32 protein-coding genes and 1 tRNA gene are annotated in these 25,228 nt (G+C 60.2%); 13 read left to right on the top strand and 20 right to left on the bottom strand.

Going from position 1 to position 25,228, the window contains the following annotated elements:
• The first annotated feature begins 341 nt into the window (after positions 1-341).
• The 3 genes from phnN to ACFY68_RS21920 all read left to right on the top strand — a co-directional run bounded on the left by phnN (position 342) and on the right by ACFY68_RS21920 (position 2,102).
• Entirely contained in the window at positions 342-929 is a 588-nt protein-coding gene (gene phnN / locus ACFY68_RS21910) for a phosphonate metabolism protein/1,5-bisphosphokinase (PRPP-forming) PhnN (RefSeq protein WP_387531642.1), read from the top strand.
• 113 nt (positions 930-1,042) lie between these two features.
• Positions 1,043-1,119: transfer RNA gene (locus ACFY68_RS21915), tRNA-Arg, on the top strand.
• 152 nt (positions 1,120-1,271) lie between these two features.
• A complete protein-coding gene (locus ACFY68_RS21920) occupies positions 1,272-2,102 on the top strand; it encodes a hypothetical protein (protein ID WP_387531645.1) in 831 nt (276 codons plus the stop codon).
• Here ACFY68_RS21920 and ACFY68_RS21925 read toward each other — a convergent pair whose 3' ends face one another.
• Positions 2,103-2,717: a recombinase family protein gene (locus tag ACFY68_RS21925; protein WP_387531648.1), complete on the bottom strand. Its 615-nt coding sequence runs from the start codon at positions 2,715-2,717 to the stop codon at positions 2,103-2,105.
• A 188-nt stretch (positions 2,718-2,905) separates the two neighbouring features.
• On the opposite strand from ACFY68_RS21925, the gene ACFY68_RS21930 reads away from it, so the two are divergent.
• A complete protein-coding gene (locus ACFY68_RS21930; RefSeq protein ID WP_387531651.1) occupies positions 2,906-3,433 on the top strand; it encodes a hypothetical protein in 528 nt (175 codons plus the stop codon).
• 20 nt (positions 3,434-3,453) lie between these two features.
• Here the strand turns inward: ACFY68_RS21930 and ACFY68_RS21935 are convergent, their stop codons facing one another.
• From ACFY68_RS21935 to ACFY68_RS21970, 8 genes are all read right to left on the bottom strand, one after another.
• Complete coding sequence (locus tag ACFY68_RS21935; RefSeq protein WP_387531722.1) at positions 3,454-4,056, bottom strand: tail assembly protein; 603 nt, start codon at positions 4,054-4,056, stop codon at positions 3,454-3,456.
• The gene (locus ACFY68_RS21940; RefSeq protein WP_387531654.1) at positions 4,056-4,397 is read right to left on the bottom strand and encodes a hypothetical protein; all 342 of its coding nucleotides are present in this window, start codon (positions 4,395-4,397) and stop codon (positions 4,056-4,058) included. The genes ACFY68_RS21935 and ACFY68_RS21940 overlap by 1 nt, the downstream gene beginning before the upstream one ends.
• Positions 4,397-5,242, bottom strand: a complete 846-nt coding sequence (locus ACFY68_RS21945) for a hypothetical protein (protein ID WP_387531656.1) — start codon at positions 5,240-5,242, stop codon at positions 4,397-4,399. Before ACFY68_RS21945 ends, ACFY68_RS21940 begins: the two co-directional genes overlap by 1 nt.
• Entirely contained in the window at positions 5,233-5,445 is a 213-nt protein-coding gene (locus ACFY68_RS21950; RefSeq protein WP_387531659.1) for a hypothetical protein, read from the bottom strand. The genes ACFY68_RS21945 and ACFY68_RS21950 overlap by 10 nt, the downstream gene beginning before the upstream one ends.
• Positions 5,423-5,848, bottom strand: coding sequence for a hypothetical protein (locus ACFY68_RS21955; RefSeq protein ID WP_387531662.1), 426 nt, complete (start codon positions 5,846-5,848; stop codon positions 5,423-5,425). Before ACFY68_RS21955 ends, ACFY68_RS21950 begins: the two co-directional genes overlap by 23 nt.
• Entirely contained in the window at positions 5,845-6,279 is a 435-nt protein-coding gene (locus tag ACFY68_RS21960; RefSeq protein WP_387531665.1) for a DUF5681 domain-containing protein, read from the bottom strand. The genes ACFY68_RS21955 and ACFY68_RS21960 overlap by 4 nt, the downstream gene beginning before the upstream one ends.
• On the bottom strand, positions 6,263-6,448 hold the full coding sequence (locus ACFY68_RS21965; RefSeq protein WP_387531668.1) for a hypothetical protein: 186 nt from the start codon (positions 6,446-6,448) through the stop codon (positions 6,263-6,265). Before ACFY68_RS21965 ends, ACFY68_RS21960 begins: the two co-directional genes overlap by 17 nt.
• 1,131 nt (positions 6,449-7,579) lie before the next feature.
• Complete coding sequence (locus ACFY68_RS21970) at positions 7,580-8,239, bottom strand: DUF4145 domain-containing protein (protein WP_387531671.1); 660 nt, start codon at positions 8,237-8,239, stop codon at positions 7,580-7,582.
• A gap of 177 nt (positions 8,240-8,416) precedes the next feature.
• Between ACFY68_RS21970 and ACFY68_RS21975 the strand changes: the two genes are divergently transcribed.
• The 4 genes from ACFY68_RS21975 (at position 8,417) to ACFY68_RS21990 (ending at position 9,666) form a co-directional block, all read left to right on the top strand.
• Positions 8,417-8,632, top strand: a complete 216-nt coding sequence (locus ACFY68_RS21975; protein WP_387531674.1) for a hypothetical protein — start codon at positions 8,417-8,419, stop codon at positions 8,630-8,632.
• A gap of 91 nt (positions 8,633-8,723) precedes the next feature.
• Positions 8,724-8,987 carry a hypothetical protein gene (locus tag ACFY68_RS21980; RefSeq protein WP_387531677.1) on the top strand — a complete coding sequence of 88 codons (264 nt, stop codon included), beginning with the start codon at positions 8,724-8,726 and terminating at the stop codon, positions 8,985-8,987.
• Positions 8,984-9,214, top strand: coding sequence for a hypothetical protein (locus ACFY68_RS21985; RefSeq protein ID WP_387531679.1), 231 nt, complete (start codon positions 8,984-8,986; stop codon positions 9,212-9,214). Before ACFY68_RS21980 ends, ACFY68_RS21985 begins: the two co-directional genes overlap by 4 nt.
• Positions 9,211-9,666: a hypothetical protein gene (locus tag ACFY68_RS21990; protein ID WP_387531681.1), complete on the top strand. Its 456-nt coding sequence runs from the start codon at positions 9,211-9,213 to the stop codon at positions 9,664-9,666. The genes ACFY68_RS21985 and ACFY68_RS21990 overlap by 4 nt, the downstream gene beginning before the upstream one ends.
• A gap of 338 nt (positions 9,667-10,004) precedes the next feature.
• Here the strand turns inward: ACFY68_RS21990 and ACFY68_RS21995 are convergent, their stop codons facing one another.
• The 4 genes from ACFY68_RS21995 to ACFY68_RS22010 all read right to left on the bottom strand — a co-directional run bounded on the left by ACFY68_RS21995 (position 10,005) and on the right by ACFY68_RS22010 (position 11,392).
• The gene (locus ACFY68_RS21995) at positions 10,005-10,406 is read right to left on the bottom strand and encodes a helix-turn-helix domain-containing protein (RefSeq protein ID WP_387531684.1); all 402 of its coding nucleotides are present in this window, start codon (positions 10,404-10,406) and stop codon (positions 10,005-10,007) included.
• Positions 10,407-10,462: 56 nt separating this feature from the next.
• On the bottom strand, positions 10,463-10,732 hold the full coding sequence (locus tag ACFY68_RS22000) for a helix-turn-helix domain-containing protein (protein ID WP_196914322.1): 270 nt from the start codon (positions 10,730-10,732) through the stop codon (positions 10,463-10,465).
• A gap of 85 nt (positions 10,733-10,817) precedes the next feature.
• Positions 10,818-11,189 (bottom strand): hypothetical protein, encoded by a 372-nt coding sequence (locus tag ACFY68_RS22005; RefSeq protein ID WP_387531686.1) that lies wholly within the window; start codon positions 11,187-11,189, stop codon positions 10,818-10,820.
• The gene (locus ACFY68_RS22010) at positions 11,189-11,392 is read right to left on the bottom strand and encodes a helix-turn-helix domain-containing protein (RefSeq protein WP_387531689.1); all 204 of its coding nucleotides are present in this window, start codon (positions 11,390-11,392) and stop codon (positions 11,189-11,191) included. Before ACFY68_RS22010 ends, ACFY68_RS22005 begins: the two co-directional genes overlap by 1 nt.
• Before the next feature lie 90 nt (positions 11,393-11,482).
• Between ACFY68_RS22010 and ACFY68_RS22015 the strand changes: the two genes are divergently transcribed.
• Positions 11,483-12,052 (top strand): hypothetical protein, encoded by a 570-nt coding sequence (locus tag ACFY68_RS22015; RefSeq protein ID WP_387531692.1) that lies wholly within the window; start codon positions 11,483-11,485, stop codon positions 12,050-12,052.
• On the opposite strand, the gene ACFY68_RS22020 is transcribed toward ACFY68_RS22015, so the two are convergent.
• The 3 genes from ACFY68_RS22020 to ACFY68_RS22030 form a co-directional block, all read right to left on the bottom strand.
• On the bottom strand, positions 12,049-13,263 hold the full coding sequence (locus tag ACFY68_RS22020; RefSeq protein ID WP_387531695.1) for a tyrosine-type recombinase/integrase: 1,215 nt from the start codon (positions 13,261-13,263) through the stop codon (positions 12,049-12,051). The genes ACFY68_RS22015 and ACFY68_RS22020 overlap by 4 nt on opposite strands.
• A gap of 177 nt (positions 13,264-13,440) precedes the next feature.
• A complete protein-coding gene (locus ACFY68_RS22025) occupies positions 13,441-14,412 on the bottom strand; it encodes an endonuclease (protein WP_387531698.1) in 972 nt (323 codons plus the stop codon).
• Between the two features lie 146 nt (positions 14,413-14,558).
• Positions 14,559-15,122, bottom strand: coding sequence for a hypothetical protein (locus tag ACFY68_RS22030; protein ID WP_387531700.1), 564 nt, complete (start codon positions 15,120-15,122; stop codon positions 14,559-14,561).
• A 227-nt stretch (positions 15,123-15,349) separates the two neighbouring features.
• Between ACFY68_RS22030 and ACFY68_RS22035 the strand changes: the two genes are divergently transcribed.
• Entirely contained in the window at positions 15,350-16,348 is a 999-nt protein-coding gene (locus ACFY68_RS22035) for a diguanylate cyclase domain-containing protein (protein WP_387531703.1), read from the top strand.
• Between the two features lie 79 nt (positions 16,349-16,427).
• Here ACFY68_RS22035 and lpdA read toward each other — a convergent pair whose 3' ends face one another.
• The 4 genes from lpdA to ACFY68_RS22055 are packed head-to-tail and all read right to left on the bottom strand — an operon-like array spanning position 16,428 to position 21,374.
• On the bottom strand, positions 16,428-17,807 hold the full coding sequence (lpdA, locus tag ACFY68_RS22040; protein WP_387531706.1) for a dihydrolipoyl dehydrogenase: 1,380 nt from the start codon (positions 17,805-17,807) through the stop codon (positions 16,428-16,430).
• Between the two features lie 2 nt (positions 17,808-17,809).
• Positions 17,810-19,081: a dihydrolipoamide acetyltransferase family protein gene (locus ACFY68_RS22045; RefSeq protein WP_387531709.1), complete on the bottom strand. Its 1,272-nt coding sequence runs from the start codon at positions 19,079-19,081 to the stop codon at positions 17,810-17,812.
• The gene (locus ACFY68_RS22050) at positions 19,082-20,140 is read right to left on the bottom strand and encodes an alpha-ketoacid dehydrogenase subunit beta (RefSeq protein WP_387531712.1); all 1,059 of its coding nucleotides are present in this window, start codon (positions 20,138-20,140) and stop codon (positions 19,082-19,084) included.
• A gap of 1 nt (position 20,141) precedes the next feature.
• Positions 20,142-21,374, bottom strand: a complete 1,233-nt coding sequence (locus ACFY68_RS22055; protein WP_387531715.1) for a 3-methyl-2-oxobutanoate dehydrogenase (2-methylpropanoyl-transferring) subunit alpha — start codon at positions 21,372-21,374, stop codon at positions 20,142-20,144.
• A 197-nt stretch (positions 21,375-21,571) separates the two neighbouring features.
• On the opposite strand from ACFY68_RS22055, the gene bkdR reads away from it, so the two are divergent.
• From bkdR to ACFY68_RS22070, 3 genes are all read left to right on the top strand, one after another.
• The gene (gene bkdR, locus ACFY68_RS22060; protein WP_012315571.1) at positions 21,572-22,057 is read left to right on the top strand and encodes a Bkd operon transcriptional regulator BkdR; all 486 of its coding nucleotides are present in this window, start codon (positions 21,572-21,574) and stop codon (positions 22,055-22,057) included.
• Positions 22,058-22,339: 282 nt separating this feature from the next.
• Positions 22,340-23,581 (top strand): glutamine synthetase family protein, encoded by a 1,242-nt coding sequence (locus tag ACFY68_RS22065; protein ID WP_387531725.1) that lies wholly within the window; start codon positions 22,340-22,342, stop codon positions 23,579-23,581.
• Between the two features lie 127 nt (positions 23,582-23,708).
• Complete coding sequence (locus tag ACFY68_RS22070; RefSeq protein WP_387531719.1) at positions 23,709-25,052, top strand: MFS transporter; 1,344 nt, start codon at positions 23,709-23,711, stop codon at positions 25,050-25,052.
• Positions 25,053-25,228: the final 176 nt, after the last annotated feature.

Below are 25,228 nucleotides of genomic sequence, written 5' to 3' on the forward strand. Positions count from 1 at the left end.
AATTGACCGGTTTTTGGTTCAGGGGAAGCGGTTCTCAAATTGGCCGCACGGGATGGTGGTACGACCGTGGCGACGACAAAATGTTCAACCGACTGGAAAATTTGGTGCTCATCTTGCCTCAAGGTCGCCGTTTCCTTGGCGTCAATTCTGTGACAAATAGTGATCCTGATAAAGGCTTTTTGCCAGTACCAATTATCAGAAATGAGTACTGGTTTGAAAAGTTTTGCATTCCCAGGCTCACCCTACCGTCAGGCCCTTGCCGTCAAAAACCCGTAAAACGCAGCAAAGGTCACAGAAAACCCCTAAAATGCGCGGGTTTCCTTTCATAGAGCATAGTGGCTATGCAACATGACGCAAGCGCCCAACGTAAACCCCCAGGCCGCCTGATATTCCTGATAGGACCTTCAGGTTCGGGAAAAGATTCCCTGATCGATGCGGCCCGTGAGCAGCTCTCTGCCGCAGGTGTTGAAATTGCCCGGCGGGTCATCACCCGCTCGCCGGAGGCCAAGGGTGAGGCTGCCCATGGCGTCACGCCTGAGCGTTTCGCGGCCATGCAGGCGGCCGGAGAATTTGCCATGTATTGGCAAGCGAATGGCTTGGCGTACGGGATCCCTGCCCAGGTCAACGATTGGCTGGCGCAGGGGCGATCGGTGCTGGTCAATGGTTCCCGGGCTTATCTGCCCGAAGCTCGACAGCGCTATCCGGACCTTCTTGCGGTATGCCTGGAGGTCAAGCCTGAGATCCTGCGCGAGCGCTTGCTCGCCAGAGGGCGCGAGACACCCCAGCAGGTCGACCAGCGCCTGGCGCGAGGTGCGCAGTTGCAGGCCGGCCCCGATTCGGCTGTGTATCGCCTGGACAACTCGGGGTCGCTGGCCACGGCGGTCTGCGCGTTGCTTGAGCTGCTGCGCCACGAGCGGCTGCTCGTTTGACATGTATCGGAAAGGCCCTACGTGCAAAAAGCCCGATAGGTGCATGACAAACGGCAGCCTGCTGGTTAACATGCTCCCCGTCCAGCTGTGCAGCGCTCGCTGTCGGTTCTTGTGTCTCAGTAGCTCAATTGGATAGAGCATCCCCCTCCTAAGGGGAAGGTTGGCAGTTCGAACCTGCCCTGGGACGCCATATAAATAAAGGCTTGCAGCAATTTAGGCTTGCGCCACAAAAACGCCATGGGTGCGTGGCGGGTGCAACAGTTTTGCTTCAGGTAGAGAAAGCCCCGCTCAGATGTTTGCTGTCGGGGCTTTTTTGCAACTGGGGCTATCTCAAGGAATGGCATGGATACGCTGATCAATTTCGCCCTGACCACCCTTGCTACCGCAGGGGTGACCACTGTCCTTTTGGCGGCTCTCGGATGGCTGCTCAGAACCTGGATAGGCGAACGCTTAAAGGCGAGCATCAAGCATGATTATGATGAACGCCTAGAGCGTCTCAAAAGTGAACTCAAGGTGCAAAACGATTTGGATCTTGCCGCCTTGAAATCAGAAGTGGATAGACAGGCTGAAAAGCTAAAAATCGCCGCTCTGTCCTTTTCAGATGTCCAAAAAGCTACGATTCCACGAAAAATTGAAGCCGTGGATGATTTGTGGGCGGCCGTTATGCAGGCCCGTGGTCATATGCCTGGGGAGTTCTATGTCTGCGACGTGCTCACGGATGACGAGCTATCTGATATGAGGAAGACAGGCCCACTGAACGACATACGTTTGAGGTTGCTGAAGATTGATGCTATGGCCTTGTCGCCGCTCATTTTTGGAGATGCCGAAAAGGTCAGACCACACGTTGGGGAGTATATCTGGGCACTGTTCGCAACATTTCATGGGTTGTTGAGCAGGATACTGTTTCTAATTTCGGGGAAAAATGAAGATCGTAGATGGTATCGTGACAAAAATGTTCAGCGTCTGATCGCATCAGCATTTGGGCAGGATCGCCTCGATGTATTTCTCCATCTCAAGGTGAGTCGTTACGATTGGTTGAGGAGAGAGTTTGACGGTCGGCTTTTCGCATCATTTGAACATCTGTTGAACGGCAAAGCTTTTAGTGAGGCTGCCCTGCGCCAAGCTCAAGAAATGGAGAGCCAGCTAGCACGTGCAAACCAGGAGCAGGGTTAGTTAGGATATTGCGTCCCTAATTCTCAGAACCGTCGTGGTCGAGCAATCTGCGTGCCGGGCCGTGGCGCGGATGCCCAAGCCGGCGCCGAGCAGTTCCTTGACCCGTTTGTGCAACTCTTCATCTACCGGCCGGCCTTGGTACTTGCCGGCAGCCTTAGCCTTCTGTATTCCCTGGGCCTGGCGCTCGCGGCGCTGCTCGTAATCCTTCCGGGCGATAGCCGCCATCATTTCCACCAGCATCGAGTTGATCGCGGCCAACATCCGGTCGGTGAACTCGTCGCCCTGCGTGTCACGCATACCCTGATGGCTGGTGGGCAGATCGAGCGCGACAATGCGCAGGCCCTTGGCGTCGATAGCACCCTTGAGCTTGGCCCAGTCGTCAGCGGGGAGGCGGGAGAGGCGGTCGATGGATTCGACCAAGAGCACATCACCCTTGCGGGCATCCCTCAGCAGGCGAAGCAGCTCAGGTCGATCCGCCGCGGCGCCGCTGGCGTTCTCCAGATACTCGCAGGCGATGACCTTGTTATGGTTGCTGGCGAACTTCTCCAGGGACGCCCGGGCGCGGCCGGCGTCTTGCTCGTCGGTGGATGCTCGAAGGTAGGCGCGGATGAACATAGTGCAACCTGTATCAGTTAGGGTGTTGTACTAATACTGTTGCATTTTGGGTGGTACTTATCAAGCGAAAAGGCTGATAAAGGCCAGAACTGACCGTATCAGCCTAGGCATACCCTAGATGGAGCTGGCGTCTTACTGAACCTGAGCTAGATTGCAAAATGCCATCTAACAACACAGGGAGTCGTAACATGGGGATGCATTACGCGAGTCTTGCAGACGTTCGCGAGCATATGAGTGCTGAGCTCAAAGGGGACCAGGCTGCTGGGAAGCTATTTGTAAGCAATCGGCTTACTCCACTCGGCGGCCAGCAGTGGCCTGGTTTGCTGCTGGATGCAGTTGAGCAACATGATGATGACTGGCTTGCCGCTCAGCTGAGGGCCAACAGGCTTATCATCACCCAAGAGCAGCGGCGTAAGCCATCAGGTGGTTTCACTATGGCCGCAGTTCCAGCGACGGCGCCTGATACCCTTGCAGAAGGGGAGTTCAATCGCTTCTATATCCGCGGTGTTTGCCTGCAAGCAATCAAAATCGGACGTCCAATGGTCGAGGTTTACCGCGCCAAAGCTGTAGCGGCTCCACGAGCAGAATCAACAGCCAAGGTGGGCACCCAGATTTCTCCTGAGAGATTGCTGGCTGACCTGCGTCAAAACCTCGGTATTGATACCGCCTTAGGGCTTCCAGCTGGCCCGAACTCAGGGCTGTCGGTCAAACTCTGAGCTCTATCTCGGACCATCAGTTAGGCTTTATCTTGCGCCTCGATGGATGCAGAGATGATCGCTCCTCCCCAGCGGCGCTCGCCTATGCATATGGGAACGGGGTTGCCGCTGGCGGTGGTGTTCTTGGCTGAGCCGAAGGCGTAACTCGGCAGGTTCTCCGGCGCTCCGCTCTGAGAGAGACCACCAGCCTGCGGGCTAAGCATCTGGATTACGCCTCCAGCGGTATTTGCAATACCGGCCCCCATGACAGCCGTTGCGGCTGCCCCCGCAGTCATGAACGAGGCGACGACAATCAAGGCTACACCTATCACTGTCTGCAAAAGGCCGGCGCGCTTGCTGCCCTGAATCACAGGGACGATACGCACCTCATTTGCGCCACCGCGGGCGAATTCATCCTCCCCGACGTTTTTGCGGTTCCTGAATATCGCGAATCGCATACCCAGTGCTTCCAGCCGCTTGATCTCTTGTTCGAAGCCTTGCAGCGTTGCCTTCAAGGCCCGAAATACCTCCCAGGCGTTTTGGCTGTCTAGCAAGTAATCCCTCTTGCGGAAGAATTTACGAATCAGTGGGCCGGACAGGTAAACGGCGGTCATGGCCGGCAACTTTCGGACTTGGGCAGCCATCATGGGTTCTCCTTGGGCATCGGCAAGCACACGCCGAGTCGGCGAGCCAGCATCTCACGGCTCTGCAGGCCTTGGATGCGGATAGCCTTCTCACGGGCAGGGTCAGGGTTCCAAGCGGCGCAGTGGCAGGCCGATACCGCCTTGACGCCGCGATAAGATCCCCGCAGCAGATCGGCAGAGATGCGCGCCTCTTCTTCGGTGAAAAACGGGCCGTCTATGTTGACGTGGCGACCGCTCTGTACGCACTGCACATTCCAGACGTCGTAGCCGCTGATGGCGATAGGGTTGGCGGCGAAGTCGGCGATCTTACACGCCTCGCTGAATCGATCTTTGTAGCCCATCAGGCCGCCTCCCCAGAGGTCTGCTGCTTCATCCGCTGAGCCATCTCAGGCGGAAGAGGGGTGTTGCTTGGCAGTTCCAGCGGAATCGGCTTGAGCCATTCGATCAGGTCCACAAGGCCCTGGCTTACTTTGGTCAGGGAACCGATCTCCGCCGTCTTGCTGTCGAGCTCTACCCCGGCCCGGATAACGTCATTGCCCAGGGTCTGCACCATGTGCAGAAGGTCGCGCATACCACCGGCCAGGCGGGCCAGCGTCAGCACGGCGTCGGCGTGGTTCACGGCAATGCCAGCGGCGCCAAGTTGGACCAACTGGGCATTGCTGAAGCCGCTGAGGCGGGCGGGGCCGCGCAGGACTGCGGCGGTGATGCGCTGTTCTCGGCCCAGGCGAATCTCGCTCATGAGATCGGAACGGTCTTTGGAGGTCAGATCATAGACATAGGCCCTGCACTCGGCATCCATCGCCGCGCCCGCTGCGTCAGTCGACGCCAGTGGCTGAACGGGCAGCAACTGGGTGGATGCGAAGGTGTGGAGGTTGGTCGCTGTTTCGGCGATGCTGGGCAGAGCCGCTTTAGCGGCGTCGGCGAAGAGGGTGTATGCGTCGAGCGACTGGCGGGCCTTGGCCGCGGTCGTCAGGTCGGGGTTCTCCCGGATTCGCTGAGCCTTGGCGAGCGCGGTTCCGTGCTGATCCATGATCAGGTTCTGTAGGCGCATGAGTGGGCCAACGTTCGGCCAGAGCGCCCACTTGGTGCCTGGCAGGTTCTGACCTTGATACTGGACGAAGTCGTTTACGAAAGCGCTTGCGTCACCGATGCGGGTGAGGGTGCCTACAGCGTGATTCAGTTGCATGGTTCTATCCCCTTTTGGGTGGTTTTCTGCTCTGCCTCCAGATCGGAGAACAGGGTTGCTAGGTCGTTTGTCTTGGCGCCGCTTCCGCCGACGGCTTCGGCGCTTAGCTCATCCATGATCTTGCTGATCTCCATCACGGTCTGGTCCTCGCTCAGGGTAGAGACCTGCCTGCGCAGGCCATCAATGCGCTTGCGTGTACTCATGGCGTGCCTCGATGGCTTGTTGATAGAGGGCGGCCGCGTAATCGGGAATGGAGACACCTGCCGGGAGCTGTTCGGCCGTAATCGCTCCAGGTGAGGGGAATGTCATATCGAGAAGGCCGGCCGGGCTCCTGCGACCCAGCCGCTCGGTCTTTCGGGCGTGCTGGACAATCGCCAGGGCTAGTTCCTCTGCTTGAGCGCTGCTCATCGCCGAGAAGGGGAAGAAGAACGATGCGGGACGCCCCTGGACGCGATACGCCAGGACGTGGCCCGTGTCGTCAGGGAAATCCATCTGCCCGGCGGATGCGTCCACAACGGTCAGCGTCACCAGGTGTACCGGCTCCTCATCTGCTCCGACGAGCGCAGCTAGGCGTTTCACCTCAGAGCGGAGGCTGCGCGCATTCATCGCTGCATCTCCTCAATCTGCTCGCGCAGATCCTCGACGGCTTTCTGGAGCTCCTCCACTTCAATCACCTTGGCAACGGAGCTGAGCGCTTCGATTAGGTGGCGGCCTTGGTCCGGCGGCAACTCGCCGGAGGCGATGGCTCGCAGGATGGATTTCGCCGCGCTGGGCAGGTCGGTGTCATCCAGGTCGAACAGCACGGGCTCAGAGGTGGCCTTGATTGGTGGCACCAAACGCTCAAGGATCAACCGGCACGCCTGCATATCACCCTTCTTGGCAGCGGCCATCACCTTCTTGGTCACCGCTTCAGCGCCCTCTGCGAGTTTGGCTCGGATGGCTTGCGTTTGACCGGAGCGCCCGCCTGGGTTGCCGGAGTGGCCTGGCTTGAATTGCCCGCGAGCACTGCGCCCTGGCTGATTACCCGAATCGTGCAAGGCCGCCCTCCATCGCGAAGGTCGGCTTGTTCTCGGCGAGGGCTATCAGCAGTGCGTTTGCTTCGATGTGGCCCTGCTCAGCGGCAGCGCGAAGGCGCGCCCAGGCGGCGGAAATTTCTGCCTTGGTGGGCCGCACCTGCTGGCCGCGCAGCTTCGTAGGCGTAGTCATGTGGGGTCCTCAAATAGAGACTTGAGAACCCACATTAGGCCGGATGTGGTCGCATAACCAGTGTTTTATAGGTGCACTTCAGGTGCTACACATAACGGGACATAACGGGACGAATAAGCCTGATTTCCAGGCCTCGGAAAGGGCTGTTTTCGTTGCACTATGTTAATCAGGCCCTAAGTGATACAGCGCGCCAAACTACGAAGTTTTCGAGGTATGCCCAGGTTCGCACCGGTGGTGGAAACCTCGCGCCACAAAATGACCAGGTTCGGTTTCGTGGCGCGCGAACTACCGGAATGCCGGCAGTTTCGAGGTGGACCATCAATGGCGGGAAACAACCCAATTGCTGGGTAGTCACCCCCGGCCACCAGGTGAACGAATCGTTCACCCCCGCCGAGGGAATACCCCTCCACCTGCAAAGGACAGATTTGAAATCGTACCCTCCGGCGGCCTAGCTGCAGCGAAGTGGGATTTCCTCACATCGATCGCTGGGATAGCGATTGACAACCCCGCCGGCTAAATGTGAGCCACGATCACCTTTACCTGCTCCGGCCTGCTGTCAGGGTAGGCCCGCGCCAGTCATGCAAGGAGGTCCGAGTCGGACGATATGGCCTGTCTCGGCTGGTGGTCCTAAGATCGGACTTCAAATCCCGAAGTTGGCGAGCTAAGCCGGAGTTACGGCTTAGGAATTCTCGCCCAGGTCTTTTACGAGAAGGTCGTGAAAGGGCATAAGCTGGAGTTTCAGCCGATCTCCAGTGTGTCGATTCCACACGGTGTGTTGTTTTCCACACGCTGGATCAGGTCGAGTCGACTGATTTTGGTAGTTGCGCCCTGGCTATCTCGATGTGCTCAGATCTGAGCACATCCGCAAGCCTGCCGATACCCTCAAACCTGAGGAGATCTGAGCAGCTTTGCTCCCATCTTGCTGGCCAGCTCCCACAGAGGTCTGTCCAGCTTTGGACGCATCGGCCGGCCCATCCAGAAATGGATATATCCTCAATTTGAGGAAGTACCCCAGGGCAACGCTGCAACCGCTAACGGTGGGGTAGAGTGAGGGTGCATCACTTTGGTCACCCCCTTGGCAACGCTCCGAGCGTAAACGGGGCGTTACCTGGCCGTCTATGCCCTAAACGCCTACTGGTGTGCGAGTAGGAACCGCTGCACGTCTCCGATCATACCTCTCACTTGGTCGGCCGTGAACTCTTCAGGCTTCCCGTGAGCAGCGCTATTTCGAATTGCCGAAAGAGAGGTGATCTGCTTTTTCTGATTGGCGTTGTATGCGCCAGCCTTGGCCAGGTCATCGTTCATTTTGTTGAGACTGCCATGAGCTAATCCATGGGTTAAGCACATATCCCGAAGCGTTGTTTCGAGGACGACGCCTGCAATCACTGCGGCAGCTGTGGCATAGCCGGAATGCAGAAGCTCTTCAGCCTGCTCAAGTTCGCTGGTGAACACTTCAGCTTGCACAAGGCTTCGAAGCGAATTGAGGTATCCCCCCTCAAAATCCTCTTTAGCTGCCAGAAAAACAGCTCGCATTCGTTCAAAGCGAGCAACACCAATATCGAACATCTGATTCTGATCAGCTTCAATAAACCTTTGCAGGTAACTAGATTCTTTGCCGCAAACACTTTCAAGCAGTGCCTTGACCCTTACTGACCAATGCAAAATTAACTCTGGAGCTAGGTACTCTGTCTGGCCTTCTTTTCTTGGGTCGCCCCTCATCGTGGTGGCGTTCTGCAGTTGAGTTAGTTTTATATCCAGCTCGGCAAAGCGCTTTTCAAACAGTGCTGTCACTTTGAACTCCCTATGGGTGAATCGCGAAATGGTGGCTTATAGCCATGACAAGATCAAGCTCACATTTGGCTCACCAGGACTTCGAGGCTGCGGGTCTGGAGTTATTTTGCACACCTCTTGCGTTACTGGTAATGGCGTGGCAGTATGGCTCAGCATTACTGGTAACGGAGGTGGTCAGTGACAGATAAGAAGGATCTCAACACCTTGCGTCAACGGGCCTACAAGGAGCGACAGCGAGAGGCAGGATTCAAGCAGCAGACGCTGTGGATTCACACCGAAACGGAGCAGGAAGGGCGCCAAGCGGCGCGAGACGGTAAGCCACTCAAGCCTCAGGGGAGTAAAGACCCTATTAGTTGGGCGATTGGGTGGCTGAACGAAAAGGGCAAGCAGTAAAGGGTGGGATTCCCCCACATTTGAAGGTGGCCAACCCGGTGCTCGAACACCGGGAGGGCCGATCACACGACGAAACTTGAAGGTAGACGTCATGCAACTTTACCAAAGTGCCAGCAGTACCCAAAAAACGCAAGTGGAGACAGTGGGCGCGGGCTCGGTCGAGCGCCGTAAGGCTTATGCAACCCAGCTGATCAAGACCGCCTTGAGGTATGCGGATGATGAGGAGGTATCGGAGATCACCGCCGCGGTTGAGCAGCAGATCGGCGCGATGCTCGCTGCTCGATTCAATCCCGGTCTGAACGATGTCGGCTACGAGGTCTATCGCAAGTTCTGGCTGAATGGGGGCGCGAAATGAACAATGACTTGAGAGCTTTTGCCCCCTCGGCCCGTCGGGTTGAGGAGAGTCTTTCCGTCCTGAGCCAGCTTGCCCGGGTACTGGAACACAGCGCTAGTCTCGAAGGTGAACCTGGGCGGCTCGGTGATTATCTTGAGGACGGGGTTATCCGCGCGATGCGTATCGTCTCAGACAATGCCCACCAAGTGTTCTGCCAGCTGGCGAAAGACCTGGAGATCCCGCAATGAATCAATCATCGCGCACTCTCGGGCCATTGAAGTTCAAGCGCCGTAAGCATCCGACTCAACAGCTGCCCTATGTAGGCATTGAGTTCCATGTACCCAAGTACGGCCATTGCCTTTGGGATGTTCCGCTGACTGGCGACTATACCGGTGGCTGGAAGACTGGCCAGGCCCTTGCCCTGATCGCCCTCAAACACGTCAAGGCGACAAGCGCCGAGCCGGTTGGCCACCTCGGAAGCGTTGCGTCGTCCTGGCTCGACCGTGCCCGTGGGGCATCACATGAAGAGTTTGAGACGCTTCGGGCTCAGGTGCTCGGCTTCATGAGCGCTATTGAGGCGGCGGTGATCGGCGGTCTGGTTCACGCTGGGTACGATACTGAGGCCTGGGATGTGAAGGCTCTGCTCAAGGAAGCCAACCAAGGGCTTGCTTATCGAGATCCTGAGGAGTGGAGGCGCTGAACTGGGCCAGAATCTCGGCCCAGCCACTATCGACAATGCGGGCATTACCCTGATCCGGGGTGGTGCCTTTTTTGTGCGCCAGATGATCCAGATTTGGGCCATCACGCCAGCGCCAGCGACCCGCAGTGCACGCAATCAGAGCCCATGGGGATGGTAAATTATAAAGACTGGGAATTTTTCCGTTCACATGATGCCCGCAACCCCAGAAAACTCGGCAAGTGACTGGGAAAAAATCCCAGTCGGTAGCAGGTGGGTCAACACAACCGGACGCAACCGGAAAGCCGTATGGGAAAAATTCCCAGTCGATGGCGGAAAAAATCCCACCGAAAAAATCGAAATCAGGTGAACTTGAATGGCGCCGGGCCTGGGGATGTTTCTAGGTTCTTCCCTGGGCACTCGTCGATGTATGCCCAGGCGAGCGCATACAGCGCGCACTGAGCCATACCAGGTTCACGGCCACCCTTCCTGTAGGTACGAGTTCGGATAATCAGGCCTGCGTCGATCAGCTCCTGCAGCGCTGATGCGAGCGTTTTGGCGTCCATTTTGCGCCCCTCGGCCATCATCTCGACAGTGCAAGCCAGGTCGCCATTGTTGCGGCCGTTGTAGTGCCGCCCAAGCTTGATTAGGACGGTAACTGCCTTGGGGCTTAGGTTGTCGAAAGCAGGGTGCATGAGAAGTCGGTGGGGCAGGGCGAACACCCGCCCCCCGAAGTCGACCTTGTACTGTTTCTTTCTTGCCATTCGGCGACTCACCCAGGGAGCCGGTGGTACGAGCTGTAGCACCGCCGGCTGCTGCCTTAGTCGATATCCGTATGTAGGACATACAGCCCTACCCGATGCGGGCGCCGGCCTGGCGCTGCAGCTTGGTAGCACCACCTGGTCAGGATGCCCCAGCCCTGCCGCCGCAGATGGCGGATAGTGGAAGGGGGGTGCACGATATCCAGCGACTGCGCCGCCTCGATCGATGACACAGGGCCCTTGCGCAGCGCGGCGATCATCCGCGAGGCCTGGGCGTGGGTCGAATGGTTGTCAGGCAGATCAGCATCTGCGATAGTTTCGGCCGTCATACAGGCTCCTTTCAATAGGGGGCAGGCCCAGGTGGTGGTGGTGCACTGCCTGGGCAATTTCTCTCTCCTCGCCTCCATTCCTTCGCTATCCCTCGCGGCCATCAGTTGCCGCAAGCCCCTCAAGCAGACGCCCAAGGTAGTGCTGACTTGTGGTTGCTGCTTTCGCAGTTGAGCCGGCCAGTTTCCGAACCTCCAGGGCGGTGCCGTAGCCATTGGCGATCATTCGCATACCCGAGGCCAAGAGGCTCAGCATTGCGTGGGCTTCATCCACTGCTTCTCGCAGGTCGTCATATGTAGGGCGATAAGGAGTGGCGCCTGATTCCGGCGGATGGGTAGAATTGAGGCGCTGCGGGCTGTCTCCAGATTGCTTTGCGGCACGCTGGGCCAGTGCCTCTAACACTGGCTCGGCACCACCCTTCACAAGCGCCAGTTTTGGCGTTTGCTTGTCCAGAGCCATCAGCGACCACCTTCCTTTGCCGCACGCTCAATGAACGCCTTGAGCTCAGTCATGAGCGCCAGGCGGCGCCGGCCGATCTTGAAAGTCTTGATCTCCCCCTTTGCAATGAATTCGTAGGTAGCCGACCGGGAAATCCCGAGAATGCGACCTGCTTCCTCCACTCTAACGGACAGCGGCGGGGTTAGGTGTTGAGCTTGTTCCATGATTCTCTCCATTGACCGGTGCAAGATTCCGGGTTGATGGGAATCCTATTGCTGCAATGCGTGCACGTCAACTGCAATCACTGGATGATTATGAACGCATGGACTTCGCTGGACGCAAAATGTAGCATTCGCTTTACGCGTAAATTGAGAGGTGTGGATGTGATGGCGAAGAACAAGCCCAGTCAGGGTGCTCGCAAGACAGAGACGCTGACTCTCCGCCTTGATCCAAAGGTAAAAATGATGATCGAGATCATTTCTCGAATTCGTCGGCAGTCGATCACTGGCGTGGTGGAAGCGGCCATTGAGGAGATCGCCTTTGATCTGGACACGCCGTATTTTGACGATGGTGAAACACACAACTACTCGCTTGGAGCGATCTTTTCAGACGTCTGGTCCTCCGATGAAAGCGAGCGTTTTATTAACATGTGTCACCGACTGCCTTCTCTGATGACTTATGAGGAGCAGAGAATCTGGGAGACTATCAAGTCATCCAAGTGTTTTTGGGAGAACGGCGCGAGTCAAATTCTTACTGACTGGTCGGTTGCTGGATTGGGGCGCATAGATCGCTCTAACCTGCGTCTTTGGTGGAATGATCTAATGGATCATGTCGAAGCGCACAAAGACAGCCGAACAATTGTGTCTTTCGAACCGCCATTCTAAATGAGCTCTACGGCAGCAGCCTTGCTGTCCGGAGCAAGGTGCGCGTAGCGCAGGGTCATCTTGATATCCGAGTGGCCCAAGAGGTCGCGCACTGTGTTCAGGGGTACGCCGGCCATCGCCAGGCGCGAAGCAAAGTCGTGCCGCATATCGTGCCAGCGGAAGCCGGTTATCCCTGCGCGCTCTAGTAGCCCGAGCCACGCGCTTTTGACGTCCTCGAGCCGTCCTCCATCAGATGACGGGAATACGAATCCCGACTTCTTTCGGCATTCCTTCTGCCAAACCTGAAGAGTTTCGAGAGCCTCCTTGTTCAAAGGGATGTGGCGAGTCTCATTGGTCTTGGCTGTATCGCCGATGACAGTAAGTGTCTTGGTCGCAAAGTTGACTCTTGGCCATTCGAGGTTGAATAGCTCGCCGCGCCGGATACCGGTGTTAAGTGATACCAGCACCATTGGCTTTAGATGGTCAGTGAATACTCGGCCTGCAAATGAAGGGAGCAGTTTTCGGCCTCTATCAGCTCGCCACCTATTGGCGCTTTCTCGATCTGCCTGGGCTTCATCCTGGCGATCGTCCAGGGCCTTGCGCAGTAGTAGGTTCTCGTCGGCGCTCAGGTACCGCACGACCCCCTTGCTGTCGACCTTCAGCTGTTTGAGCTTGACCATTGGGTGGGTAGTGATGATTTCCCATTCGACCGCTCGACTGAATACACCGCTGATGCTGCCCATCTTCCGATTCACAGTCGCCGGTTTGTTGCCGGCTTGCAGCCAGGTCGTGCGGATCTTCTCCAGATCGTGGCCGGTGATAGCGTCGATGCGCTGGGGCATGATCGTCTCGAAGTTGCTGGCCAGCGTGTGGGCAGTCTTTTCGTAGCCCCGGTGGTGCGCCTTGAACCACGGGAGATAGGTGTCGGTGATGAAGCCGCGCAGGGAGGGTAGGGTGGCTCCTCGGCGACCCTGTGAGACGGCTGTGGGCTCGCCGTGCTTGCGAGCCTCAGCAAGGTACTGGGTCGCTTCCTGGCGGGCCTGTTCGAGGGTGAGGATGCCCACCCGGCCTAGGGTTTTCTTGCGGCCCCTGGCCCAGGTAACGACATAGGACCTCGCCCCCGCGGCGGTCACGCGCACGTAAAGCCCGGTAATGGTAGTGTCGTGGACTTCGTACTCGCGACCGGTGACCTGCAGGCCGGCCAGCAACTTGGCGGTTAGCTTCTCTTTCACTTCGTTCCCGTGGGTGCATTGTGGGTGCAGAAATGAATATACGGGTGCGTCTGGTTAGACGCAACTGGACGAAAAACCTAGTAAATGCTGGCGTGATCCCGTTGCTATACTGGTTAAAATGGCCCTCCTAAGGGGAAGGTTGGCAGTTCGAACCTGCCCTGGGACGCCATATTTCTGCTACTTGCAGTTCCCCGCCTTGCGATACCCTGCAGCTTGTGCCTCGGCCTCGTTGCCGAACGCCACCTGATTTTTCTGCGCGACCTGGCTGTACCCTGGGCACCCGTTGGCCAGGTGGTACACATGACTGTTGCGGTTGCCGATAATCGCCCCGTTGATCGACGCACTCGCCAATGTCGGTTTGGCCACTTCCTTCACCGCATTTTTCGGGGCTGCCGATGCTGCGATGTCGGAAGCGCCTGCGGGCTTGTAACCCAGCGTCCACGTGCGTTCGCCCGTGACGAAGGGGTTGGAGTGGCCCATGATCGCGGCAATACGCTGGTCCCGTTGTTTCTCCCATGCCGATACCGGGTGCTGCTTGTCCCAGGCCATGAGCAACTGTTGCTGCTGGCGCGACATGCTCAGCTTGTAGCGGTCGAACATGTAGAACGTCGTTCGCGCCACCAGCCCCTTCACTTCATCGCGAGGTTCGGCAGTTTTCTGCTGGAAGTCCACCTTGGTGGTGCATTGCCCGTACTGCGGCGCGACGCCCGAAACCATGCCGTAGTTGAAGTTGCTGCGGTCTCCGTTCACCTCGCCCACGGACGGGTAAAGGTTGAACAGGTCGGCCTCCATGGCGCGGAAGGTCGGGTCTTCATCGACGCAGTGTTCACGCCCACCGTTCTGCCAGCACTGGCGCTGGTGGCCAAAGGTCCACGCCGGCACGATGTGTTCCCATTCGGTTCGCTCGGCGCGTGTCTGCAGCTTGCGGGTTTCATAGCCGCAGGACTTGGCATCGACCCGGCCGCCGGACTTGCCTACCCAGGTCCATTTGCAGCCACAGTACAGCTCACCCAGGGGGCTGTTTGCCTGATCGAGGTAGATTTTTTGTTTGGCGACAACCTTGGCTTCGGTAAACGTTGCGGGGGGATTGGCGAAGGCACTGGGGATGGCGGCGAGGGCGAGCGTTACGACGTACAGCAGTTTCTTCATGAGAAAACATCATCGGATTTTGGGGGGCGGGATTATACGGCGTGCTGACGTCGAATGAAGAAATGTCCAATGACGATGCCGTACTGCGCCTACATAAACCGGTGCTGCATAGTGACGCCACCCCGGGCAGGGGTGGCCATCGACGTTCAGATCTGGCTAGCCTCCACCGCTTTTTCACGTTCGGCGTTGCCCGGCGAGGCTGCAAGGTCGGTGCCTTGGGGGCGCTGCTCGGCAATCCCACCCTGCTCCTGGAGTTTTGCCTGGGCCTCCATTTCCAGGTCTTCTTTGATGCGTTGCGCTATCTGCTCGCCAATCCTGGCTTTCTGTTCCGGTGGCAGCGCGTCGAACTCCTCCACCGTCATGCCTAGTTCGGCGAGCACTTTCTCCTTGATTTTATCCTCGGGCGTCCTGGCCATGTACTCGCGGAACGCTTGTGTGGCGTCGCTGCTTTCCTGGGTGCTCGCGCCGGCCTGCTGGCGTGCGGCAATGCCGGGGTTCTGCAGCAGCACCTTTAGTTTGGCAAAGGCCTCTGCACGGGCCTCGTCGGCGTTCTGTTCCGATGTGTTGCCCTGGCTGTTCTTTTGCGCGGAGGTGTTGCTTGATGCCTGTGGCGCACGCAGCGCCACGCTATCGGCCAGTGGCTGTTCGAGAGTGATGCGGTTCTGTTGCTGGACCGTGGGTTGCCAGCCCAAGCCATTGAGTGTGATCACGGTGTTTCCTCCTTGTCCCTGGAAGTCATTAAAGGGGTAGGTTCAGGGGCAAAAGCCATGCCACTGAGGCAAACCCGAGAAAATAGGGCGTCTGGGCTATTCCGGTTGCCATCTGCGCGGAATATGCTCGCCAGTGAGAGGAACGATCTTGCCGCTGATGGCAATGACGAGCACATTCGGCAGCACCTTGACCGGGGCGCAGTTGCTGGACACCAGGGAGAGCGTCCATGAGTCAGGAATCAAGGCCGGTGCCTGCCGGTTTCAGTGAGCAGCAATTGCAGATGCTGTTCGAGTTGATCAGCGATGGCATCTGGGATTGGAACGCCAACACCGGCTACGTCTATCGCAACCCCGGCTGGTACGCCATGCTCGGCTACGCCAGCCATTCCATGGCCAACAGCGTACTTACCTGGGAAAGCGTGATTCACCCCGAGGACTACCCGCGGGTGATGGCGCACTTCGAGGCGTACATCAACCAGCGCAACGAACGCTACCTCATCGAGTACCGCTGCCGCTGCCAGGATGGCAGCTACCTGTGGATCGAGGACAGCGGCCACATCATCGCCCGCAACGAAGACGGCTCGGTGGCGCGCATGCTGGGCGCGCACCGCAACATCGACGCCGGCAAGCGCCTGGTGGCTCAGCTTGAGCAGAAGAACCACTCGCTGGAGGCTCAGGTGGCTGAGCGCACGCGCGAGCTGTCCTGGGTCAACCAGCAGCTGCAGCGCCAGCTGGACGAAAACCGCGAGCTGGCTGAGCGTGATGCGCTCACCCGAATCGCCAATCGCTACCGGCTGGAGCAGGCGCTGCAACAGGAATGCAGACGCGCCCAGCGTTTCCGTGAGCCGCTGGCGGTGATCGCCATGGACGTGGACGACTTCAAACCGATCAATGACCGCTATGGCCATGCCCAGGGCGATGCAGCCTTGGTCCACATGGTCGAGCACTTGCGTACCTGCCTGCGCGATCACGACCTGCTGGCGCGTTGGGGCGGCGACGAGTTCGTCATGGTGATGCCGCAGACCACGCTGGACGAGGCGCTGGCGGTGGCGGGCCGGTTGCGTCAGGCGATGGTGCAGGTCGAGCAGATTGGCGAGTGCCGGCTGACCATGAGCTATGGCGTGGTGCAGTGGCAGGAAGGTGAAGGTCAGAGCGACCTGCTCGGTCGTGCAGACAAGGCCTTGTACCGGGCCAAGGGGGCCGGCAAGAACGCCATTTCCGAGTGAACCTGCATCGGCGAGATGAAAAAAGACCCGCAGCGCCTTCAGGGCACTGCGGGCCAAATCGGCCGAAGCCGCTTCAGTGTCAGATGTGCAGGGCGTGGCCCAGTGCGCGCAGTGCCGCTTCCTGAACCGCCTCGCCCAGGGTCGGGTGGGCGTGGATGGTGCCAGCGATATCTTCCAGCCGAGCGCCCATTTCCAGTGACTGGGCAAAGGCCGTGGACAGTTCCGAAACCGCCACGCCAACCGCCTGCCAACCCACAATCAGGTGATTGTCACGGCGCGCCACCACGCGCACGAACCCGGTTTTCGACTCCAGGCTCATGGCTCGGCCGTTAGCGGCGAACGGGAACTGCGCAACGATGCAGTCCAGCCCTTGCTGGCTTGCCTGCTCCGGTGTGTGGCCGACCACCACCACTTCCGGGTCGGTGAAGCACACGGCGGCAATCGCGCTGGGCTCGAAGCGTCGCGCCTTGCCGGCGATGATTTCGGCCACCATTTCGCCTTGCGCCATGGCGCGGTGGGCGAGCATGGGTTCGCCGGCCACGTCGCCGATGGCCCACACGTTGCGCATGCTGGTCTGGCAGCGGTCGTCGATGGCGATGGCAGCACCGTTCATCTTCAGTGCCAGGCTTTCCAGGTTGAAACCCTGGGTGCGCGGGCGGCGGCCCACGGCCACCAGTACCCGATCGGCTTCCAGGCTCAGTTGTGCGCCTTGGCCATCGCGGGCCATCAGGCAGCCGTTGTCATAGCCTTCGACGCTGTGCCCCAGGTGCAGGGCGATGCCCAGCTTTTTCAGTGATTCGGCCACCGGCGCGGTCAGCTCGCTATCGTAGGTCGGCAGGATGCGCTCGCGCGCCTCCACCACACTGACTTGAGCGCCCAGCTTGCGGTAGGCGATACCCAGCTCCAGGCCGATATAGCCGCCGCCCACCACCACCAGGTGCTTGGGCAGCGTCTGCGGTGCCAGGGCTTCGGTAGACGAAACCACAGCGCCGCCCAGCGGCAGCATCGGCAGCTCAACGCTATTCGAGCCGGTGGCCAGCAGCAGGTGCTCGCACTGGATACGCTGGCCATCGACCTCGACATGCTTGCCGTCGAGGATCTTCGCCCAGCCATGGATCACCTTGACCCCGTGCTTTTTCAGCAGCGCAGCGACGCCGGTGGTCAGGCGGTCGACGATCCCGTCCTTCCAGGCGACGCTTTGGCTGATGTCCAGGCGCGGTGAGGTCACGCTGATACCCAGCTCGGACGGTTCGGTGTAGCGGGCGGCCTGATGGAACTGCTCGGCCACATGGATCAATGCCTTGGACGGAATGCAGCCGATGTTCAGGCAGGTGCCGCCTAGCGCCTGGCCTTCCACCAGGACCGTGGGGATGCCCAACTGCCCGGCGCGGATGGCAGCCACGTAGCCGCCTGGGCCGCCGCCGATGATCAGCAGGGTGGTGTCGATAGTCTGTTGCATGCTCACTCCACGAACAGGCAGGCGGGTTGCTCAAGCAGGCCACGCACGGCCTGGATGAACAGCGCGGCATCCATGCCATCGACCACCCGGTGGTCGAACGAGCTGGACAGGTTCATCATTTTGCGGATCACGATCTGGCCGTCGATCACCATCGGCCGCTCGACCATGCGGTTGACGCCGACGATCGCCACTTCCGGGGTGTTCACCACCGGCGTACTGACGATGCCGCCCAGCGCGCCGAGGCTGGTCAGGGTGATGGTCGAGCCGGACAGTTCCTCGCGGCTGGCCTTGTTGTTGCGGGCGGCGTTCGCCAGGCGGGAAATCTCGCTGGCATTGCCCCACAGGCTGCCGGCCTCGGCGTGGCGCAATACGGGCACCATCAGGCCGTTATCGCCCTGGGTGGCGATACCCACATGCACTGCGCCATGGCGGGTTATCACCTGCGCTTCGTCGTCATAGGTGGCGTTGATCTGCGGGAAGTCGCGCAGCGCGACAACCAGTGCGCGGACCAGGAACGGCAGCAGGGTCAGTTTGCCGCGGCTCTCGCCGTGCTTGCTGTTGAGTTGCAGGCGCAAGGCTTCCAGCGCCGTGACGTCGATCTCTTCGACGTAGCTGAAGTGCGCGACACGGCGCTTGGCATCCTGCATGCGCTGGGCGATCTTGCGGCGCAGGCCGATCACTTGCACCTGCTCGCTGTCGGTACGCTTGGCGTAGCCGCCGGGCGCCTGGCCTGCAGAGCTCTGCGGTTTGCTGATGAAGGCATCGAGGTCTTCGTGCAAGATGCGCCCGGCAGGGCCGCTGCCATGCACGTAACGCAGTTCGATGCCGGCATCCAGCGCGCGCTTGCGCACGGCCGGGGAGGCCAGGGGTTTTTCGTCGGCCTGGCGCGGCACGATCGGTGCCGCGCTGTGCGACGCTGCTGCCGGGCAGGCAACCGGTTGCGCTTCGACGCGCGGCTCCGGCTTGGCAGCAACCGGTGCGGCTTCAGTAGCGGCAGGCTTGGCCTGCGGCGCATCCACATGGTTGCCGCTGCCTTCGACTTCGATGCGGATCAGCTCGCTGCCAACCGCCATCACCTCACCTGGCTGGCCGCCAAGGGCCAGTACCTTGCCGCTGACCGGCGAAGGGATTTCCACGGTGGCCTTGTCGGTCATGACATCGGCCACTACCTGGTCTTCGGCGATTACATCACCGACTTTGACAAACCACTCGACCAACTCGACCTGCGCAATGCCTTCACCAATGTCCGGCATTTTGATGACGTGCGTGCCCATTCAGACCTCCATGACCCGTTTCAATGCCGCACCTACCCGCGAAGGGCCTGGGAAGTAAGCCCATTCCTGCGCGTGAGGGTAGGGGGTGTCCCAGCCGGTGACGCGCTCGATGGGCGCTTCCAGGTGGTGGAAGCAATGCTCCTGCACCAGCGACACCAGCTCGGCACCAAAGCCGCAGGTACGGGTGGCCTCGTGCACCACCACGCAGCGGCCGGTCTTCTTCACCGACGCGACGATGGTGTCCAGGTCCAGCGGCCAGAGGCTGCGCAGGTCGATGACTTCAGCGTCGACGCCGGTCTCTTCGGCGGCCACCTGTGCCACATAGACCGTGGTGCCGTAAGTCAGCACGGTAACGTCGCTGCCGGGGCGGGTGATTGCAGCCTTGTCCAGCGGCACGGTGTAGTAGCCATCGGGCACTGCGCTGTGCGGGTGCTTGGACCACGGGGTCACCGGGCGGTCGTGGTGGCCGTCGAACGGGCCGTTGTACAGGCGCTTGGGCTCAAGGAAGATCACCGGGTCGTCGGATTCGATCGAGGCGATCAGCAGGCCTTTGGCGTCATACGGGTTGGACGGCATTACCGTGCGCAGGCCGCACACCTGGGTGAACATTGCTTCCGGGCTCTGGCTGTGTGTCTGGCCGCCATAGATGCCGCCACCGCACGGCATGCGCAGGGTCAGAGGGGCGATGAATTCGCCGGCCGAGCGGTAACGCAGGCGCGCCATCTCGGAAACGATCTGGTCGGAGGCTGGGTAGAAGTAGTCGGCGAACTGGATTTCCACCACCGGCCGCAGGCCATAGGCGCCCATGCCGACGGCCGTGCCAACGATGCCGCTCTCGGAAATCGGCGCGTCGAACACCCGGGACTTGCCGTATTTGTTCTGCAGGCCCTCGGTGCAGCGGAATACACCGCCGAAGTAGCCGACGTCCTGGCCGTACACCACCACATTGTCGTCGCGCTCGAGCATGACATCCATGGCCGAGCGCAGGGCCTGGATCATGGTCATGGTAGTGGTAGCCATGGCGGTTTCCGGGTTGATGCTGTTGTTGTGGTCGTTCATCTCAAACCCCCAGTTCCTGGCGCTGACGGCGCAGGTGGTCGGGCATTTCCTTGTACACGTCCTCGAACATCGAAGCCGCGCTCGGGATGTGGCCGTTGGCCAGGGTGCCGTACTGTTCGGCTTCTTTCTGCGCGGCAATCACCGCGGCCTCGAACTCGGCAGTGACCGCCTGGTGTTCTTCCTCGGACCATTGGCCGATCTTGATCAGGTGCTGCTTCAGGCGGGCGATCGGGTCGCCCAGCGGGAAGTGGCTCCAGTCGTCGGCCGGGCGGTATTTTGACGGGTCGTCTGAGGTGGAGTGCGGGCCGGCGCGGTAGGTCACCCACTCGATCAGGCAGGGGCCGAGACCGCGGCGGGCACGCTCGGCAGCCCAGCGCGAGGCGGCGTACACGGCGACGAAGTCGTTGCCATCGACCCGCAGCGAGGCGATGCCACAGCCGACGCCACGGCCGGCGAAGGTGGTCGATTCACCGCCGGCAATGGCCTGAAACGTGGAAATCGCCCACTGGTTATTGACCACGTTGAGGATCACCGGCGCGCGGTACACGTGGGCGAAGGTCAGGGCGGTGTGGAAATCCGACTCGGCGGTGGCACCGTCGCCGATCCAGGCCGAGGCGATCTTGGTATCACCCTTGATGGCCGAGGCCATGGCCCAGCCGACCGCCTGCACGAACTGTGTCGCCAGGTTGCCGCTGATGGTGAAGAAGCCCGCCTCGCGCACCGAATACATGATCGGCAACTGGCGGCCCTTGAGCGGGTCGCGCTCGTTGGACAGCAACTGGCAGATCATCTCCACCAGCGACACGTCGCGGGCCATCAGGATGCTTTGCTGGCGATAAGTGGGGAAGCACATGTCGGTGCGGTTGAGCGCCAGCGCCTGGGCGCTGCCAATGGCTTCTTCACCCAGGCTCTGCATGTAGAAGGACATCTTCTTCTGGCGCTGGGCAACCACCATGCGGCTGTCGAAGATGCGCGTCTTGAGCATGGCGCGCATGCCTTGGCGCAGGACCTGCGGGTCGATGCCTTCAGCCCATGGGCCGAGTGCATCGCCGTGCTCGTCGAGCACGCGGACCAGGCTGTTGGACAGGTCAGCAGTGTCGGCTGCATCGACATCGATCGGGGGTTTACGGACTTGACCTGCGTCGTTCAGGCGCAGGTAGGAAAAATCGGTCTGGCAGCCTGGCCGGCCGGTAGGCTCGGGCACATGCAAACGCAGGGGGGCGTACTCGTTCATGCTTTTTACGCTCGCTCGGATGTTGTTTTTGTGAGCTCTGAAGCGGCCGCCGCTGAATACCGGCTTGTGACTGGTAGGTCAGCGTCAATTACATAGTAGTGACACGCCGGGAGAATTTTTCTCTCAAGTTGATTGCCTTTATCGGGCGGCACAGATAAACATTCTGCATAAACACAAAAAACCGGTGATTTTGTCTCATGCGCAAACTCGATCGTACCGATATCGGCATTCTCAACAGCCTGCAGGACAACGCTCGCATAACAAACGCGGAGCTGGCGCGGTCGGTGAACCTGTCGCCCACGCCCTGTTTCAACCGGGTCAAGGCCATGGAAGAACTGGGCGTGATCCGCCAGCAGGTGACCTTGTTATCGCCGGAGGTTTTGGGGCTGGATGTGAATGTGTTCATTCATGTCAGCCTGGAGAAGCAGGTCGAGCAGGCGCTGCACCGCTTCGAGGAAGAGATTGCCGAACGGCCCGAGGTGATGGAGTGCTACCTGATGACCGGTGACCCGGACTACTTGCTGCGGGTGTTGTTGCCGAGCATTCAGGCGCTGGAGCGGTTTCTCGATTACCTGACGCGGTTGCCGGGGGTGGCCAACATTCGCTCGAGTTTTGCCTTGAAGCAGGTGCGGTACAAAACCGCCTTGCCGTTGCCTTCCAATGGCATGACCCTGCGCGAATAAGGTTGTTCATACGGGCCTAATCGCCGGCAAGCCGGCTGCCACAAGGATTGCACCGCTGTGAAGGCATGTGATTCCCCTGTGGGAGCCAGCATGCCGGCGATGAGGCCAGTGCGGGGTGCTTGATATTTTAAACACCCCCAGCCTATGTTGTGTCAGCCTATAACAACAAGGACAAGCGTCATGACCACCGCAGCCCAGCGCTCGCTCGCCGAGCACCTCCAGGGCATCGACCAGATCGAATGCGTCACCCCCGACCTCAACGGTGTGCCTCGCGGCAAGGTGATGACCGCCGAAGGTTTCCTGCAAGGCCGCCGCCTGCAGATGGCCCGCGGCGTGCTGTTGCAATGCATCATGGGCGGCTACCCGCCGGCCCGCTTCTACGGCAGCGACGACGGGGACCTGGCGCTGGTGGCGGAGCCTTCGCAGATCCACCGGTTGCCGTGGAATGAGCAGGGCCTTGCCCTGGCTATCTGTGATGCCAACGAACTGGACGGCAGGTCATCGGCGCTATCCACCCGCGGCCAGCTGAAATCCGTGATCGCCCGTTATGCTGCGCTCGGCCTGGCGCCCGTGGTGGCGACCGAGCTGGAGTTCTTCGTCTTCGCGCCCAACAGCGACCCGCAGCAGCCGTTCCTGCCGCCGCTGGGCAAGGACGGCCGCCGCGAACTGGGGCACTCGGCATTCAGCGTCAGCTCCAACAATGGCCTGCGGCCGTTTTTCCAGGAGGTCTACCAGTGCATGGCGGCACTGGGCCTGCCGCGTGACACGTTCATGCACGAAATGGGCGTGAGCCAGTTCGAGATCAACCTGCTGCACGGCGACCCCTTGCTGCTGGCCGACCAGACCTTCCTGTTCAAGCACCTGCTCAAGGAAGTGGCGCTCAAGCATGGCCTGAACGTGGTGTGCATGGCCAAGCCCTTGGCGCATACGCCGGGTAGCTCGATGCATATTCACCAGAGCCTGGTTGAGATTGCCACGGGGCTTAACGTGTTCAGCGATGAGCAGGGCCAGCCGACCGAGACCTTTTACCACTTCATCGGTGGGCAGCAGGCGTGCATGGCCGATTTCACCGCACTGTTCGCCCCCAACGTCAATTCGTACCAGCGGCTTTGCCACCCCTATGCCTCGCCTAACAACGCCTGCTGGTCCGAAGACAACCGCGCCGCCGGGCTGCGCATCCCGGCCAGTGCCCCGGTGGCACGGCGTGTTGAGAACCGCCTGCCGGGTGCCGACGCCAACCCCTACCTGGCCATCGCCGCCAGCCTGGCTGCTGGCCTGCATGGCATCGAGCAACGGCTGCAGCCCACGGCGGCGATACAGGGCGAGTTCGCGGTGCCGGAGCACCTGAGCCTGCCGTGCACCTTGCACGCGGCGCTGGAGCGCCTCAAACGCAGCGCGCTGGCACGGGAACTGTTCGGCAGTGAGTTCATCGAAGGCTACGTTGCCACCAAGACGCTTGAGCTGACCGATTTCTTTGACGAGATCACGCCGTGGGAGCGGCGCGTGTTGGCAGCACAGGCCTGATCGCGACACCACCGCTACTGGGCGCGTCCCTGTTCGGCTATTTCGCCGGCAGGGGACTGCGCTTCGGCACAATTGCTTTTATGCTTGCCAAGCCAACGCCACCAGACCAGGGAGCCCGACGGGACGTATGCGAAACATCTGGAAGCCGTTTCAGTCGCTGTACTTCGCTGCCTTGATGATGCTTATCGGCTCGGGTCTGCTCAGTACCTACCTGGCACTGCGCCTGGCGGCCGATCATGTCGACAGCCTGTGGGTCGGTGCGCTGATGGCGGCCAACTATTTCGGCCTGGCCGTGGGCGGCAAGGTCGGCCACCGGCTGATCGGCCGGGTCGGGCACATCCGTGCGTATGCCACGTGTGCGGGTATCGTCTGTGCTGCTGTGCTGGGCCACGGCATGACCAACTGGCTACCGGCCTGGGTTGGGCTGCGGATGATCGTCGGCCTGGGGATGATGTGCCAGTACATGGTCATCGAGAGCTGGCTCAACGAACAGGCTGATGCCAAGCACCGTGGTGCGGTGTTCAGCGGCTACATGATCGCCTCCTACCTGGGGCTGGTGCTTGGCCAGCTGATCCTGGTGGTGCACCCTGAACTTGGCCCTGAACTGCTGATGCTGGTCGCCATGTGCTTTGCGTTGTGCCTGGTGCCGGTGGCGATGACCCGGCGCATTCACCCCGCACCGCTGCGCCCGGCGCCAATGGAGCCGAAATTCTTCATCAAGCGGGTGCCGCAATCGCTGAGCACGGTGCTGGGGTCGGGGCTGATCGTCGGCTCGTTCTATGGCCTGGCGCCGCTGTATGCCTCAAGCCAGGGGTTGTCCACCGAGCAGATCGGTCTGTTCATGGGTAGCTGCATCTTTGCCGGTTTGCTGGTGCAGTGGCCGTTGGGCTGGTTGTCCGACCGCTACGACCGGGCGGTACTGATCCGCAGTGTGGCGGTGGGGCTGGCGCTGGCGGCGGCGCCCCTGGCGATTCTCCCCAAGGTGCCGCTGGAATTGCTGTTCGGCATCGGCTTTTTGATCTCGCTGCTGCAGTTCTGCCTGTATCCGCTGGCGGTCGCCTTTTCCAATGACCATGTGGAAAGCGAGCGGCGCGTCTCGCTGACTGCGATGTTGCTGGTCACCTATGGCGTGGGGGCGTGCATCGGGCCGTTGGCGGCGGGGGTGCTGATGAAGGTGCTGGGCTCGCAGATGCTCTATGCCTTCTTCGTGTTCTTCGCGCTGGTGCTGGTGTGGCGGATCCGCCCGAAAGCGGTCACCGGCTTGCACCAGGTGCAGGACGCACCGCTGGGCCACGTGGCCATGCCGGCGGCAGGTTCGCCATTGTCGGCGGCGCTCGACCCGCGGGTGGATGAGCAGACCGTGCAGGATGTGATGCAGGCGCCGGTGGCGGCTGAGGATACCGAAGTGGAAGAAAAAGCAGAGCCTGTGGCTGAGGCTTCGGTGGGGGATGAGATCAGTAAGTCGGTTTGAGCCTTGTGTCGTCAGTACCGGCCCTTTCGCGGGGCAAGCCCGCTCCCACAAGTACCCTGCAGGCCCCAAGGCACTGGTAGTCCTGTGGGAGCGGGCTTGCCCCGGGTACAAACCGAAGACATCGTTTACATTTCAAACCGGGAACATGGTTTACAGGCTAATACGCATGATCAGGA

The organism is Pseudomonas sp. NPDC012596, from assembly GCF_042902325.1.
GTDB lineage: Bacteria > Pseudomonadota > Gammaproteobacteria > Pseudomonadales > Pseudomonadaceae > Aquipseudomonas.